At 41.3% G+C, this 15,399-nt stretch carries 15 protein-coding genes; 10 read left to right on the forward strand and 5 right to left on the reverse strand.

The genetic code is table 11. The features are described from left to right. The first annotated feature begins 23 nt into the window (after positions 1-23). The 3 genes from ACT7WV_RS00305 (at position 24) to ACT7WV_RS00315 (ending at position 3,104) form a co-directional block, all read left to right on the forward strand. Positions 24-683 carry a DUF2301 domain-containing membrane protein gene (locus ACT7WV_RS00305; RefSeq protein ID WP_445100970.1) on the forward strand — a complete coding sequence of 220 codons (660 nt, stop codon included), beginning with the start codon at positions 24-26 and terminating at the stop codon, positions 681-683. Positions 684-1,774: 1,091 nt separating this feature from the next. Then, entirely contained in the window at positions 1,775-2,386 is a 612-nt protein-coding gene (locus tag ACT7WV_RS00310; protein WP_445100971.1) for a hypothetical protein, read from the forward strand. Between the two features lie 70 nt (positions 2,387-2,456). Further along, positions 2,457-3,104: an ElyC/SanA/YdcF family protein gene (locus tag ACT7WV_RS00315; protein ID WP_445100972.1), complete on the forward strand. Its 648-nt coding sequence runs from the start codon at positions 2,457-2,459 to the stop codon at positions 3,102-3,104. 58 nt (positions 3,105-3,162) lie between these two features. Here ACT7WV_RS00315 and ACT7WV_RS00320 read toward each other — a convergent pair whose 3' ends face one another. Next, positions 3,163-4,251: a Fe(3+) ABC transporter substrate-binding protein gene (locus ACT7WV_RS00320; RefSeq protein ID WP_445100973.1), complete on the reverse strand. Its 1,089-nt coding sequence runs from the start codon at positions 4,249-4,251 to the stop codon at positions 3,163-3,165. A 266-nt stretch (positions 4,252-4,517) separates the two neighbouring features. On the opposite strand from ACT7WV_RS00320, the gene dprA reads away from it, so the two are divergent. Continuing rightward, positions 4,518-5,642 (forward strand): DNA-processing protein DprA, encoded by a 1,125-nt coding sequence (gene dprA / locus ACT7WV_RS00325; RefSeq protein WP_445100974.1) that lies wholly within the window; start codon positions 4,518-4,520, stop codon positions 5,640-5,642. 33 nt (positions 5,643-5,675) lie between these two features. Here the strand turns inward: dprA and ACT7WV_RS00330 are convergent, their stop codons facing one another. Then, on the reverse strand, positions 5,676-6,758 hold the full coding sequence (locus ACT7WV_RS00330; RefSeq protein ID WP_445100975.1) for a hypothetical protein: 1,083 nt from the start codon (positions 6,756-6,758) through the stop codon (positions 5,676-5,678). A gap of 400 nt (positions 6,759-7,158) precedes the next feature. Here ACT7WV_RS00330 and nfi point away from each other — a divergent pair, with 400 nt between their 5' ends. Next, entirely contained in the window at positions 7,159-7,827 is a 669-nt protein-coding gene (gene nfi / locus ACT7WV_RS00335; protein WP_445100976.1) for a deoxyribonuclease V, read from the forward strand. Here nfi and ACT7WV_RS00340 read toward each other — a convergent pair. Beyond that, positions 7,810-8,253, reverse strand: a complete 444-nt coding sequence (locus tag ACT7WV_RS00340) for a hypothetical protein (protein ID WP_445100977.1) — start codon at positions 8,251-8,253, stop codon at positions 7,810-7,812. The two genes, nfi and ACT7WV_RS00340, sit on opposite strands and share 18 nt — an antisense overlap. A 95-nt stretch (positions 8,254-8,348) precedes the next feature. On the opposite strand from ACT7WV_RS00340, the gene ACT7WV_RS00345 reads away from it, so the two are divergent. The 4 genes from ACT7WV_RS00345 (at position 8,349) to ACT7WV_RS00360 (ending at position 12,098) form a co-directional block, all read left to right on the forward strand. Beyond that, complete coding sequence (locus ACT7WV_RS00345) at positions 8,349-8,900, forward strand: FHA domain-containing protein (protein WP_445100978.1); 552 nt, start codon at positions 8,349-8,351, stop codon at positions 8,898-8,900. A 15-nt stretch (positions 8,901-8,915) separates the two neighbouring features. Continuing rightward, positions 8,916-10,910, forward strand: coding sequence for an FHA domain-containing protein (locus tag ACT7WV_RS00350; protein WP_445100979.1), 1,995 nt, complete (start codon positions 8,916-8,918; stop codon positions 10,908-10,910). A 37-nt stretch (positions 10,911-10,947) separates the two neighbouring features. Beyond that, entirely contained in the window at positions 10,948-11,373 is a 426-nt protein-coding gene (locus tag ACT7WV_RS00355; RefSeq protein WP_445100980.1) for a hypothetical protein, read from the forward strand. 221 nt (positions 11,374-11,594) lie between these two features. Then, positions 11,595-12,098 (forward strand): pentapeptide repeat-containing protein, encoded by a 504-nt coding sequence (locus tag ACT7WV_RS00360; protein ID WP_445100981.1) that lies wholly within the window; start codon positions 11,595-11,597, stop codon positions 12,096-12,098. Between the two features lie 31 nt (positions 12,099-12,129). Here the strand turns inward: ACT7WV_RS00360 and ACT7WV_RS00365 are convergent, their stop codons facing one another. Together ACT7WV_RS00365 and ACT7WV_RS00370 are read right to left on the reverse strand one after the other, a co-directional pair. Beyond that, positions 12,130-13,485, reverse strand: a complete 1,356-nt coding sequence (locus tag ACT7WV_RS00365) for a hypothetical protein (protein WP_445100982.1) — start codon at positions 13,483-13,485, stop codon at positions 12,130-12,132. 298 nt (positions 13,486-13,783) lie between these two features. After that, on the reverse strand, positions 13,784-14,761 hold the full coding sequence (locus tag ACT7WV_RS00370; protein ID WP_445100983.1) for a M48 family metallopeptidase: 978 nt from the start codon (positions 14,759-14,761) through the stop codon (positions 13,784-13,786). Positions 14,762-15,094: 333 nt separating this feature from the next. Between ACT7WV_RS00370 and ACT7WV_RS00375 the strand changes: the two genes are divergently transcribed. Further along, entirely contained in the window at positions 15,095-15,259 is a 165-nt protein-coding gene (locus tag ACT7WV_RS00375; protein ID WP_445100984.1) for a hypothetical protein, read from the forward strand. Positions 15,260-15,399: the final 140 nt, after the last annotated feature.

Raw genomic sequence — 15,399 nt, forward strand, 5'->3', positions numbered from 1 at the left:
ATATCTAGATGAGAGGAGTTGTGATGACTTTACAAAAGCAGTTGGAATCAGAGATTTATCAGGGGCAATTTGGCGAATTTAGCATTAACCAAAGCGATCGCCTTGGTGTTATTGTCTACCGCGCTAGTTTACTGGTGGCAGCGTTGAGTTTTGCTATCGGTAGCTGGCTGGTGTTGTCAGAAGGAGATACTTCCGCCGTAATCAGTGCGTTGACTCCTCTTTACGCCTTGTTCTGTGCAGCGCTGGGGGTTAGCTTGGTCACTATTCATATTTACATGGCACCCTTGCACCGCCTACTTCAAGTTTTTTGGGGCATTGGCTCAATAGCAGCTATTGTAATGACCCTAAGAAGTAGCGAACCTTTAGCTCTAGCGCTCTATCATCATCCTAGTATGATGCTGGGCATTGGTTTTACCTTTGTTGCTTTGACAGGTATTTATTTCAAGGAAGCCTTTTGCTTTAACCGCTTAGAAACAAAATTTCTGACACCTCTAGTGCCGATACTCTTACTGGGATACCTCGCTGGCATCTTGCCAACTTATTGGCAACAACTGCTGCTAGGAGTCTGGGCTGTTTTCTTTATGGTTTTTGCCCTGCGTAAGCTAGTGCAACCAATTCCTGCTGACATTGGTGATAAGTCAGTTTTTACCTATCTCAAAGAAAATCGCCCAGCTCAATTGTAGATTTGACAGCGTGATCGGGTAACAAAACTTCTTAGATGAAGGAGTTACTGATTATAAGTAACAACTTAGCTCTCCGGTTTCTTTATCGAAACCTAAATTTCCACTGAAGTAATTTGATTCAGGAATCGGGAAGCTGCTCTAAATCATACTGTTATTCATGTTATTCGGAATGACCTGTATGAGTGAGTACAACTGCTGCTTAATAGGCAATAGCAATGGCAAAATTACAAACTAAATTACTGGGGCAAATCGAAAAATTAACTGATTTATTCTTGTTTTTAGCTAAGCAATAAAATTTTTAAGTCTTATTTCATTCCCTAACGTCAGTCTGATATAGGAAGTTATAAACTTCCTATATCAGTGTTAGGAGTTAATTACTGCCTAGATTAACTCATTTCTTCAAGAGAAACCCTAAGCTTGTGCGAAATTCTTGGAATTAATCTAGGATAAATATGAATTGCAGCAGACTTTTTAGCAGTCAAGGCATAGAGAATAGAGATGTATTTTGAGAGAATTTGGCGGATACTAGAGAAAGTATTCAGAAAGAAAGATAAAGGTGATCTGCTTTGACATCAATCTACTCTCTAGAGGTTTAAATCCATAGTTAATTGTAGATTGCCAGTTAGTTAAGTAGAGAACTGCGTTATGGCGCACCCTTTCCTAAAACCCTTCAGATATGGGCTAAGGGCGTAGGTAGGGTGAGAGTCTAAAAGGGGTGTATTTTCCTTAGAGATAAGGGTTATAAAGTCACGGTGCAGCTTTTTTATTCTCGTAAAACACTCAACTAAAACTCAGCAAGGAAACTATAGGCAAAAATTTAGCATTTCTAGAAAAATTTCCACAAGTTTTACTCTTTTAGTTTTGGCATGTAGCAATTGTAGATGAGTTATTAAAACTGACTATTTAAGCTGTATATACTAAGGTGATCTGCTGGCACGTCTATACTACGTGGTTAATTTTTCATGTCATTTGAACATGTTATGTAGCGTCTGAAGTTTGAACCATGACCTCTAATCAATTTATGTGTATCAACCTTCAAAAAAACGGTATTGCGAGTAGTAATACTTCTCTGAAAAATATAAAAAATGGTCATGGGCGCTTTAATCTTTGCCAGTTGCTTTGTAGCGGTAATTTTTCAGGTTTTGTTCCCTTTTCAAGTTTTGTCCGAACCCAAAGTGCCAAAAGAAACCTCCTTTATCTTTCCTGCTGTTGATACCTTGCCTAGGGAATCACCAGGAGTACTTGATCCTCCTGTAAGGGAAATTATCGATAATCAATGTAGAGAAGTACCCACTGGCATTGGCATACCAGCATTTCAGCCAGGAATAGCTAAAAAGCATGTGGTTCGTATACTAGGTGTTCCTACCGGCAATTTGTCTGGTTACTGGCCGAATACCCGTGCTGTCTTTTATGAATTAATACCAGAGGAAGTAAGCCTAGGATTTTTGTTTGATAAACAATCGGAAGTAATTCGGCAAACGGAGGCATCTTTTGCCATGGAAGTTGATTTTCAAATTGTCTTGTTGACCTTAAATGGGATGTTAGGTTGTCGCCTCAACGAAGAAATAAAGCATGGTTTACAACAAGTGTGGCAGAAAAATTCTCCGAAGTACTACTTAAGTTTGGACTCTCTAAAGGGTGTCATCGAATGGAAAAAGAAAAATTATCTTTATATCGGAATTTGGGAAGCAGACTTACATTGAAGGTAATCATTAAATATTGTTAGTTTAATTGATGCCTCAAGATGGCTTTTATTGTTAGAAATATTTCTTTATGCGCTTAGTTCATCAGCAAAATAAGTGGACACTGACAATCCAAGGGCGGTTGGTTGCTGCCGTATCTTCTATCGCTTTAATGTGGTTTATGTTGACTAATATTCATCCCTTTCTCGCTGTTGATCATCCGATCAAAGCAGATATTTTGGTTGTAGAGGGCTGGTTACCAGATTTTGCCGTTAAGGAGGCGATCGCGGAATTTGAAAGGGGTGGTTATCAGAAACTCGTCACTACAGGGACGCCCCTGGAAAAAGGATTCTATCTGGCACAATACGATAATTTTGCTGAGCTTACGGCAGCAACTTTAGTTGAATTGGGCTTTGATCGAGATAGACTAGTAGCTGTTCCAGCTCCAGAAGTTGTTAGAAACCGCACTGCCGCTTCTGCCATCGCCCTGCGTCAGTGGATAAGAAACTCAGGTTTGAAGATACAATCTATCAATCTTTATACCTATGATGTCCACGCTCGCAGAAGTTGGTTAGTTTTCAAGCAAACTCTTGCTCCCAGTGTCAAAGTTGGTGTGATTTCTGTAAAAGCAATCAGTTACGAACCAAAGAAATGGTGGATTTCGAGTGCAGGTGTACGGACAATTATTTCTGAAACCGTTGCTTATATCTATGCCCGTTTCGTTGATTGGAGAAGCTAGAAACAAAGCGCACCCAAAAAACTGAGTACGCTGATTTCTTACTCAATTGTTTTGCTGTTTACTTCCAGCCTGCACGATCCATCAGTTTGACAGCTTCTGCATTCTTTTCTCCAGAGGCTGCAATATTAAGCTGGGACTCTTTGAATTTCCCAAAACTAGCAACAGTAGGATTTGGTTCCACACCTGTTACTATAGGGAACTCGTTGTTGCCATTAGCAAAGATCTCTTGTGCTTCTGGAGTAATAAGATATTCAAGGAACTTGACAGCATTTTCCTTATGAGGTGCATTTGCTGCCACACCGCCACCACTGATGTTGATATGAGTGCCGCCTTCGCCTTCTTTTTGGTTAGGGAAGAAAACCCCAATTTTCGACGCTACTGCCTGATTTTCTGGTTGATCGGAACTCCGGATTCGGGCAATGTAGTAACTATTAACTAGTGCTACATCGCATTGGCCCTCTGCCACAGCTTTGATTTGCCCAACGTCATTACCCTCAGGTTGGCGGGCAAAGTTATTCACTAAACCTTTTGCCCATGTCTCTGTCTCTGCCACACCTTTAGTGTTAATTTTTTCAGCTACCAGAGATTGATTATAGATATTATTGGAGCTACGTACACAAACGCGACCTTTCCATTCAGGCCCAGCTAATGCCTCATAGGTAGATAACTCCTCTGGCTTAACCTTGTCTTTGTTATAGACAATAATACGCGCCCGCTTCGACAAGCCGTACCAGTAGCCTTCTGAACTGCGTAGATTTTCAGGAACTGCTGACTCCAGTGTTGGAGACTCAAGAGGTTGCAAAATACCTTCTTGTTGAGCACGCCAAAGGTTACCGATATCAACGGTGATCAGTACATCAGCAGGACTATTTGCCCCTTCGCTCTTGATTCGTTCAGTCAATTTATCTGCCTGGGCTTCAATCAGGTTGACCTTGATGCCTGTCTCTTCAGTAAATTTGTTGTAGAGTTCATCATCGGTATCGTAGTGACGTGATGAGTACAGATTTACTTCACCTGTATTACTTTTATTGCCAGCCGCTTCCCCAGAACCTGGTTGTTGTGTAGATGTCTGATCAGTACATCCAGTTGCCACTAATACACTCAGCCCTGTCAAAACACCTACTATACTGCGTTTAGTAGTTTTCATTAGGTTCCTCAGTTGTTTTGCTCTCTTTTTCGTGAAGTAGATGCCAGTAAGACGGTTATTGGTGCTTAATCTTCCCTTAAGCATCGATTAAGCATTCTAACGGTAACGAGATAGATTATCAATTACTTTTGAGTTTCCTACAAGTTTATTTGACCAGTAAAGCCCACAACCACGATTTGCTAACTGAATATGTTCTCTTTCAACAAAAAAGAGACTAAAAAGCAAAATCGAAGATGATTATAAATTTCAAGTAAAAGGAGAAGCAGTTGCTAGAAGAACGCGCTTACTGGCTGGCTTGGTCGCAAGTTGCTGGCGTTGGTCCTGTCTTGCTTTCTAGATTACAAACCCATTTCGGAACATTAGCCCAGGCTTGGGAGGCTCCCGTCCAGGCTTTGGGGGTAGTAGAGGGAATTGGAGAAAAGTTATTAAGGACAATTGGGCAAACGCGATCGCAACTAATTTTGGAGCAGCTTTTAGAGCAACATTGCGCCAAAAACCCCTACTTCTGGACGCCAGGAGATATCGATTACCCACGGCTGTTAAGAGAAATTCCAACGCCACCCCCAGTTTTGTACTATCGAGGGCAAATTGATCTTCAGGAAAATCAAGGCATTAAACCAATAGTGGGTATTGTTGGCACTCGTGAACCCTCCGAGTACGGCAAACGATGGACTCGTAAAATCAGTGCTGCTCTTGCCCAGCATGGCTTTACAGTAGTTTCAGGAATGGCAGCAGGAATTGATACAGAAGCTCATCGCGGCTGTCTGGAGGCGGGTGGACGAACCATCGCTGTTCTGGGGACTGGCGTCGATGTTGTTTATCCACCACGCAATCAATCCCTGTATGAAAAAATTCAGGAGCAGGGGTCGATACTCAGCGAGTACCCTGCTGGTACAACACCTAGTCGTAGCCAATTTCCCCAACGCAACCGTATTATTGCTGGTTTAAGCCGTGCAATTTTAGTAATGGAAGCTCCCAGTAAGTCTGGGGCGCTGATTACTGCCTATCAAGCCAATGAGTTTAGTCGAGATGTTTACGCCCTACCGGGTTCTTTAGATAATTATCAATCTTCGGGCTGTTTAGGACTTTTAAATCGAGGTGCTCATGTGATTTTGAGTGTAGGTCATTTGTTAGATATGTTAGGAGCGATACCCCATCTCGACTCAGCAGTGCAGCTTCCCTCCCTTGCTCAAGAACAACCCAAGCCGTTGCCTAAGTTGGAACCAGAATTGCTAAAGGTACTAAAGGTATTAACTTCTGAATCAATGACCTTGGATACAATTGTGGAACAAGTTGGTATGGCAGCAGGGGAAGTTTCTGGCATCTTGTTGCAGTTAGAGTTGCTAGGGTTAGTGTCTCAGTTACCGGGGATGCAATATCGACGAGGCTAGAGACTCTTGCTGAAGAAGAAAATTGAGAGTTGATTAAACTACCTTCATCTCAGTTTTGGAGAATAGCTTTTCTATTCCTTGGGTATAAGGCAACAAGATACTCATCTGCTCTGGTTCCACACGAGTCTGAAATTCTTCTACTAGCAGCGGCATAATTTGTTGTACTAATTCCCATTTTACGTCGATGCTAGGGAAGACCATTGTACATAAAGGAAGTAGTTCTTCTTCTACTACCGCCAGACTATTCTCTAACAAAGATAGCCAGAGATAAGCCTGAAACATTTCTAGATCTCGAATGCTTGAAGCTTTTACTCCTGGATGATTAAGGTTTCCTCGACGGCTACAATGATCGGGGTACAATCGAGCTGCACGGTGGTGAATATTCAGGGCAATCTCTTGGCTAGCAGGTAAGAGTTTTTGTACAAGGTTTAAGCTTGGTGAGTCAGGAGTATGCTTGGCAGCAGCCCGACAAACTCTCTGCCAAGGAATGCAAGCTTGCTCTTCTACAAACTTGAAGTAGGGGCTAAGTAATACTTGCTCAGGCAGTTTTAAGTGATTGAAAACAAAGGTAGTGCTGAAGTGAAATTGCGTGGAGACAAAACCAATTGCGCGGGGGTCATCTGCTAGCAAATGTTGTTGTCGTAGTTGCTCGAACAGTGGTTGTAGTTCTGTTGATAGCTGCTTAGTTGTTTTCAGCCCTACTGCGGGCATTACCCAATGCTTAAAAAAATTACTAGAGATATCTATAGTGCCTAAAGATTGTCTTTCGACCTCAGAGAAGGGAGTAGGTACTGACAAAGGTGGTTGTTGTTTATAAACCCCTAGTGCTTTGTGATAAATTAACTGGATGTGTTGAGATAGTTTTTGAGTGTCAGATAAATTAACAACATTGGGAATATAGGAAAAGAGAATATTACTTTTTATTCCTGCAAAATCACATTGTATCCGCAACAAACGCTCAATTTCTGCGACTGTTTTGGCTCTATTTTGTGTTGAAGAAAGCTCAATTAATCGGGAAAAATCTAAGCTTTTTTCCTTTGAAGACAGTGTTGAGATATCCGGTACATAGCGCTCTTCCCAGAAGTTAACTATATGATTACCTGATGTATTTATCATAAGTAAGGGTAGGGTGTTGAGGGTGTTGATTATTCTAGCCTAACAATTTGCTCTGCAATCAGTTGAGTAATTGCTGTTAAAAAAATAATGCATTATCTATTGATTTAAATATAACTATTTTTTGACGTAGTTGTCCAATGCCTATATTAAATTACCTAAAAATTTGCTCCTGAAAAATTTTAAGTTTTTGATTATGACTACCGAGTTCATTTTTTAGTTTCTATCGAAATTTCTCCAAAACACCTTATTTTTTTTGTTTGGCACCCTAAAAATTATTGGCAAACATGACAATAGCAGAGGAAAAACGAAAGTAACTAGCTGAGTTCTGGAAAAATTAACAGAATTTACGCAATTGGCAGATAATCAGAAAAAAAGCGATGGCGTTATCTAGAACATTTGTATGGAAATCCCGCAGCATCACTCTTGGCCAACAACAGTTGAAGAAGCTAAAGCAATCCAGCAACAACTACAACCAGAGGTAATTACCGAAGATCAATTTGAAGAGGTGCATTATGTAGCTGGTGTTGATGTTGGTTTTGAGGAAAACTATACAATCTCACGAGCAGCCGTGGCGGTTTTAAGTTTTCCGGATTTGCAGCTACAAGAAACCGCAATGGCACAATGCCCTACTACCTTTCCTTATATTCCTGGTTTTCTCTCTTTTCGAGAAATTCCGGTTGTTCTCAAAGCTTTAGAGAAAATTAGTATTACGCCGCATTTAATAATCTGTGATGGTCAAGGTATTGCCCATCCTAGACGCTTTGGTCTAGCCTGTCATTTGGGAGTACTGATAGATATCCCTACAATTGGTGCGGCTAAGTCTTTACTAGTAGGTCAATATGAGGGGCTACTCCCAGAGAAAGGCTGTTGGCAACCCCTGCGACATGGGGGAGAGATAATTGGTGCTGTGGTGCGATCGCGTACTAACGTTAAACCCCTCTATATTTCCCCTGGCCATCGAATCAGCTTACTTACGGCAATTGATTATGTATTGCGCTGCACTCCTAAATATCGACTGCCAGAAACAACCCGCTGGGCAGATAAACTAGCATCAGGACGAGTCACTTAGCTTTCTTTGAGATGCTCCATCCTTACTTTCAGTAACAGAAGCCTGATAAACATCAATTCGCAGTCGCATCTGCTGTTCATGAGGGTTTTCTGCCCAGAATTGCTTAATTGGGGTTGCTGGCTCAGAATTAATTAGTAGTGGCTTTCCTGGCTTACAGCTATAGTTGTGGACCCTATCACCACAGCGAATTGCTGTTTCCCCTAACTGTGAATAGACTATCAATTTAGTTGCGGGTGGATTCAATTCGATGACTCGTTTGGTACTTCCTGGTGAAATATCCAAAAAGTAAGTCTTCAAAGGTTGTAACTGTTCTTCTTGGAGTTCGCCACTAGTGACAGGAAGTGGCAAAGCATTTTCAGCCTGCACAGGAGTAACTAGCCATAGTAAAACTAAGCAAACAACAATAATGATAATTTTTAGTTTCATTAATTCCCAGCCAAGAAAAAATAATTTCCAACTCTCCTAATAACTCAAATTATTAGCAGTTGAAGTATCTTGTAAAAACTTCCCAGATTGAGACTATGTATGAAATCACCTTAGAATGGCAAGAAAACAATCACCATAGAATCGAAATAATTAGAGATCAACAGCCCAGTAAAAACCCTGGCACAGTGCGTCTTGGTCGCGATCCAGTAAGGTGTGATCTAGTTCTAAATGAGCCAACTGTATCAGGGCTTCACGTAGAAATTTTCTTCAACCTTTCTACCTCAACCTTTGGCCTGCGCAATTTACGCAATACCAATCCCCCTCTAGTGGACGGTCGGCAAATCACTCAAGGTGAGGCACCCTTAAATCAGGGTAGCATTATTTATTTAGGGCAAATGCAACTCAAAGTGGTCGCTGTTTCTCTAGTTGGAACTAGTAATCTTATTCCTAAGACTATTTTAATGCCACCAGCAATCTCAACTACAGCTAAAGCTAACCAGTCGGCTCCAGATGGTGTATCCTATGGTTTAAACTGCCCAAATTGTGGTCGAGTTTCTCACTACGAGCGATTAGCTTTAGGGTGTAAGTGGTGTGGCACCTCTCTCGCCGCAGCCAGGAGTGTTTTAATGACGCCAGAGGGTCAATAAAAATAACAACAAAAGATGACGAATTCTGCACCTTTGCGAATTCAGTTAAGCTGGGAAGATCCAGCCACCGGAGACCAGCGAAAACCTTTGCTGAATTTGCCAATTGCTCTGGGACGAGACTTTAATGGCATGCCTGATCAGATGCAAGGGCATCGTCTCTGTCGGATGGTGCTCAGTAGTCTTGAGGTTTCTCGCTTCCATGCCCTAATTGACTTGGAAAGTGGCTCTTTAGTAGTAATCGACCAAAAGAGTAGTAACGGGACTTTAGTCAACGGTCAGCGCCAGACTAAAAGCGCCTTGGCAAATGGCGACACGCTGCAAATTGGGCCCTACGTGATCAGCATCGGCTTCGTGCCCAGAAGCCAACTGCCACCCCCCTCTGGGAATTCGCAGATTTTCTTTAGCCCAGAAACGCAATTACCAGACCCCAGCCAGTTACCGCCACCATCAGTAGCGCTGGCTAATAGAGGTAATTTAACCAGTTCCTCTTCTTTTCCCCCAATAATATTTCAGCAACAGCAGGTAGTTGTACAGGATCTACATGCTACAGGTTACGCCGTTAATGAAGTGGACTATGCAGCCATCGGGGCTGGTTTAGGTAGTTTCGTCTGGGTGGATTTATTGAGAATTTACGGTGTCAAAAGCACTAATATTGTAGCCTTGGGCATTGACCCACAGCCCTATGCTCGTTATAAGCAACTCTGCCTGAGTTCCCAGATTCCACTCCAGGAAAGATTACGCTCTAATTCTGATTCCTGTCCTGATAATATCTGGGGTTGGCCAAGTTACGCTTTGCGAGAGGCATGGTATGACCTTTTGCAAGGTAATTTTAGTTCGTCACTGCGTTATCTGTGGCGAGTATTTGCTGAACCGACTTTTGCCCAGACTTACACCCCTCGTGCTGGTAATGTATTTGATTCTATAGACCGGGAAACACAGCGGATTGGCTGGGATGAGATATTTTGCTATGGCAGTGTCCGGGCAATTCGCAAAACCGCTGATGGGCGATATTGCATTGCTTATTCTCGCACGACCAGCTCTCGCCGTGACTATGCTTTCTTGATCGCCCGTTATGTCCACCTAGCAACGGGTTACCCGGCGATTAAGTTTCTCCCAGATTTACAAACTTATCGAGAGAGAACCCACGATTTTCAGTCAGTAGTGAATGCCTATGAATCCCACAATCACATTTATGAGCATTTAGAAGAACATGGGGGTACAGTGCTGATTCGCGGTCGCGGAATAGTCGCTTCTCGAATTGTGCAGCGCTTATACGAAGTAAGGCAACATAATCAAAGAATTCGGATCGTGCATTTAATGCGATCGCCTAAACCCCAAGGTAACAGGTTTGGTCGAGCTCAACGAACAGTACAACATCACTATGAATTTCAACCTTTTAATTGGCCCAAAGCCTGCTGGGGTGGAGAATTCCGGGTCATGTTAGAAAAAGCTAACCCTAAACAAAGGCAGGACTTGCTGGCTGACTGGGGTGGTACGACTACTGCTGACCGCCGTGATTGGCAATCCATCGTTGATCAAGGACTCAAGCAAGGCTGGTATAAAATTGAGTTTGGGGAAGTCGAACGGGTTGAGCGTGAAGCAGACGGCATCATTACTTATATCCAAGAGAAAAATTTTAAAGGACAAGTTCGTCTAGAAGCCGACTTTATTATTGATGCTACGGGACTAGAAGCTGAGCTTACTGCCTCTCCTTTGCTTGATGATCTGGTGACTCATTACCAGTTACCGCTCAATCCTTTGGGTCGTTTGAGCGTCAGCAACAATTTTGAATTGGTCAAGATGCGCACTTCTAGAGGTCAGATGTATGCTGCGGGCGCGATTACTTTAGGTGGACCCTATGCAGCGGTTGATAGTTTCTTGGGATTGCAATATGCGGCACTCCGTGGAGTGGATGCGATCGCGGCAAGTAAAGCTCCGGGAATCACTCGATTGAATTTTTTGGGTTCTTTTTGGCAATGGTTGAAGTGGGTTGCTAATCAATCACCCTGAGTTAGCAAAACATCAAAAATCAACAAGATAAAATCCCATGACTCCTACCTTATTTGGTCGCTGGCAAACTAGATTATTTCTCTTGGCAACAGTGGGTGTTTTAATTACATTACCATTTTATCTAGGTCTAGTTGGTTTAAGTTTGGGTGCTGGTTATTTCTACATCCTGGGCTATTTTGCCCTGTTTGGTCTAGTCTGGGATATTGTGTATATCTATCTCCAGAAATTCCGTTGGGACCGTGACTGGCCGGGGACTTTGCAACTGTTTGCGGGAATTTGGGAAGCCGTGTTTATTGTCTGTAATCTGAAAATATGGGGTTTGCCTGGTGTACCGCGAGATTTGCCAGTAATATGGTTTGTTATCCACTACAGCTTAGTTTGGCTAGGAGTTTATCTGGCATCCCAAACCCTAATGCGGATTTTATTCCCTCGCTGGCGTTTTCGTGGTGGGCGATTATTGTAGCAATTCTTGAGCAGGTAATGATCTCAAGGAGAATTCCTCAACAGATGGTTTACTCAAAGAGTTAAATTTTTTTATTAAATCCAATTTAGGTACTTTTCAAATAACTGGTTAAAGAAGCAATGATTCTCCACGAAAGCTACGGTTTGAGTTTGCTAATCTTTTCCTAAAATGTGGCTCTAGATTTTGCTAATAAATTCCTACATAATTAAGAGGTTAGGTTTATGAATGCCGATGAACTAAAGCAACGTTATCTAGCAGGAGAAAGAGATTTTCATGAGGTTGACCTGAGGGGGGCAGATTTGCGGAAAGCTTATTTATGTGAAGCCAACCTGAGTCGAGCAAATTTGCATAAAGCAAAGCTAAGTGGAGCTAATTTGAGTGGAACTAATCTTTATCAAGCAAATCTTATGAAAGCAGAGTTGGATCAAACAATCCTCAATGACGCAATTCTTAGTGGTGCAGATCTACAAGGGGCAAACTTGCATAGAGCTAGTTTAATTAAAGCAGATCTTTCTCGGGCTAATTTAAAAGGAGCGATCCTCAAACATACATTTCTAGCCGGAGCCAATCTCCGTGGAGCACAATTAGATCGCGCACATTTGAGTTGGGCAAATCTCCGTCAGGCAGATCTAAATCAGGCACATTTAAATAAAGCAAACCTAAGTGGTGCCAAATTTTGTCGTACCATAATGCCTGATGGGAGTAACAAAAATGAAGATTGCTAGGGAAAAAATTAAGAGTTCTTCAGATTGTTAACTAAATTCCAACGGTGGGCATTTCAGGCTGATCTACTTCTAGATGAGGTTGTTTTCTGAGTTGAGAAAAAACTCGATAAGTATCTAGAGATGCTTTTGAGTAATCGTTTTCTTTCTCTTTGTCCATGCTAATCAGGTTATACCTGACATTGTCCGCATGAATAGCGAAGGTTATATTAAAAATTTCAAAAAAGTTAATTACCCATTGACATTCTTCTTGCGGACACTGCATATAGTATTGAATCAAATTAGCAATACAAGTTTCTAAATGAGTCCGGGCATGAGGACAAACAAAAATCAGCTTGAGCAATATAACTACTAAAGTCAGAGGATTTTCTTGAGACATCAAGAAAATGAATAGTTCTGACGGCTGTTGCTGTTCTTCGGTTGTCAGATAGTTAATAATTTTATTACATGTTCTAAGAAGCAAAGCTTCATCAAGAACTTTTTGATCGTGACTTTCGTAGAGAATTTCTAACTTTTCTGAAAATTTTTGCTGCAAAAGTTCTACGTAATCTTTGTGAGTTGCAGAACCTATTAAGTAGTTTTGTAGAGAATGTTTAAAAGATTTGTAACTTAGATGTCGAGTTTGCTCAAGAAAAATGTTTGCCAGATTTTCGTAACTAAAAGAGCCTCTTCTAGCAACAATCATTTTAATAAAGCGCAGCACTTCTTCTCCAAAGCCTGTAGGGTTTTGCAGAGATTTTTGATTGGCTATATTAGATTGACAACGCGCAGTATACATTGCCAATTCAAATTTGAAATTGTCTTTTAGTCTTTGAGAGCGTGTTCTTGCTGCTTGTCTCTGCTCTACCGGATTGTTAGCGTTAGCATACTGGGAAACTAAGAGGTATGAAGTATAGCGATCACTCCAGTGGCTTGTGTTAGAAAATCCATATTTCGCAGCAAATAATTTAAGTTCGTAATAGCTTTGACTTTGGAAAAAATTAACTAGCCAGAGATGATGACGAACTACGGCTTTAGATACCGCTATTTTTTTTATTTGACTATGTTCAGAGAACAACTTGACCAATTCTTTGGTCGCACCATGATTTCTCGAAGTTTCCCAATTGTTAATGAGAATATAGCAAGACCTCTTCAGAGTATAGTGAAAATCTTGCTCGTTATTTGCGTAAACTAGCCTTGAGAGCGCTTGAAAAGCTTCTACATTAGTAGCAGATATATTATAGTTGATTAGCAGATTTTGAAATTCCAGTAACACCTCTTCTGGAGATTTTGTCTTTACAGTTTCTAATAGAAAACGGTAAATTACTTCTTGAACTATCTGAGTATCGCAACCGAGCTTACTGCTTTTGATTGGCAACTCAGTTTCATGACTTCCTGAAAGAACATCCATGACTGCGAAAAAACTGAGGATTTTACATCCTTGGCTTTAGGTATAACAAAAGAAACTAAAAGTCCAAAGCACAGACCTTGCTTATAAAAAGCTTACTCTACCACTTTTCAAAGATAGCATAATCAACTCATATAATTTTAAGAAAGATGTAAATTTTTAGGAGTTTAACATTTTTTGTATTTCGCACCTTCTATTTGGTCAAGCTAACTCTTGTAAGTTACTAACTGAATGATTCTCTGTGCTGCTGCATTACCTCAATATTAGCTGACAGCTAAGTTAAGTTACGCTAAAAAAGTCGCTAATATTCAGATTTTTTCGACTGGGACTTGATACGATCAATTTCCTGTTGCAGTTCCTTGATTTGGCGTTGCAGTACTGTTACCTGATCTACTGGGGTTTCAGACGGAACCTCAACTGTTCCCTCAGCTCTTGCTTGTTGGTAATTACCTTGACGAATTCGGTGATATTCTGCTGAAGTTGCCCACTCCCTGAGGTAGCGTATGCGTTCCACAGGAAAGGGATGGCTTAAGAGTAAATTATTAGCACCGTTATAAAGTAAAAATTTATAAATTTGATTTATGGCTTCTTGATCGAGTTCTTCATAGCTTTCAGATTGACGGATAAATTCATCAAGACTGCACTCATGAGCGTACTTAGCGCTACCACCAGAAACCTTCATCATTGTCCGCATTACCGTATTGAGATCATCAATTACCAGTAAAGCTGCTCGATCAGAGGATAATTCAGCTTTGCGACGCCATTCATAAAAGGCATAAATTAAACCACTGCTGACAAAATTACCTAAGCCTAGTGTCACCTCATTAAGCATAGAGGCAGCATTCATCGCCCAAATTCCCATCTGCATCAAGATGGTATGACCGCATTTAATGTGCCCTAATTCCTGAGCAAAAACAGTACGAATTTCGGGTTCGCCGAATAAGTCTAATAACCCTGCGTTGACTACTATGTAAGGATGCTCTTGTCCCAAGGCATAGCTATTAACTTGAGGATTTTGGCTAACAAATAATGCTGGTTCTGGATGTATATCCAAATCCCGAACACATTCCCTAAATAAGCCATAGATAGTAGAGTACTGGCGCGGCCCTACTTTGATGCTGTTGCCCATGAGATAGACGAATTGGGGCCGTTCATAGAGAAATTCCACAAACTTACGGGCTACCAAGTCAAATCCAGGAACACTGCGTAAAGCTTGCTCAGCTTGTTGATCAAGGGGGTGTCTGAAGGCTTCGCTGGAAATCCCGGTGTAGGTAGGCATAATCACGCTGGGGCTAGCAAATAGAAATTTGTCGTTAATCGTTAAACATCTACCATGATAAGAGCTATCGCAGGGGAGTTAGGAAATCTGCCTGAGAGCTAGCCTAACTAAACGGCGCTAAATATTTTTTGATCGGTCATAATAGATTTATCTCCTTAGTTAGCCGAAGACAGAGCCAGCACTCATACTTGGGACGGTAGAGTGCTGGCTTCTGAGTTTAGTGATTTCTCTAAGAGCAGTTGAGTTCAGTAGTTTTGTGATTTAAGTCACAAAACTGGATACAAATTACTTTGTATCCTATTCTTGAGAAGAAAAACAACAAATGAGAATAAAGTGACTCAGGATTCTTTGAAGATATATATCGATAAGTCCCTAAAGCTCAAGTTCAAAGCCTTGTGTGCTTTGCAAGATAAGGATATGAGCGAGATTGCCGCAGGATTGATTGAGGATTGGGTTAAGCAAAACGAAACTTCTGTACCCCTGCAACCAGAGGAGTAAGCAAGGGTAAGAGCGTTTCTTGTTCAACTTCGGTGGTGGTGTCAAAGGGTATTAATTTGTATCTCAAGGCGATATATGACAAAACCGATAGTGTTTAACAGAGCAAACTAATCTTCAAAGGGTAATTACCAGCTTTGGCT

The organism is Symploca atlantica LB2515 (assembly GCF_052546295.1).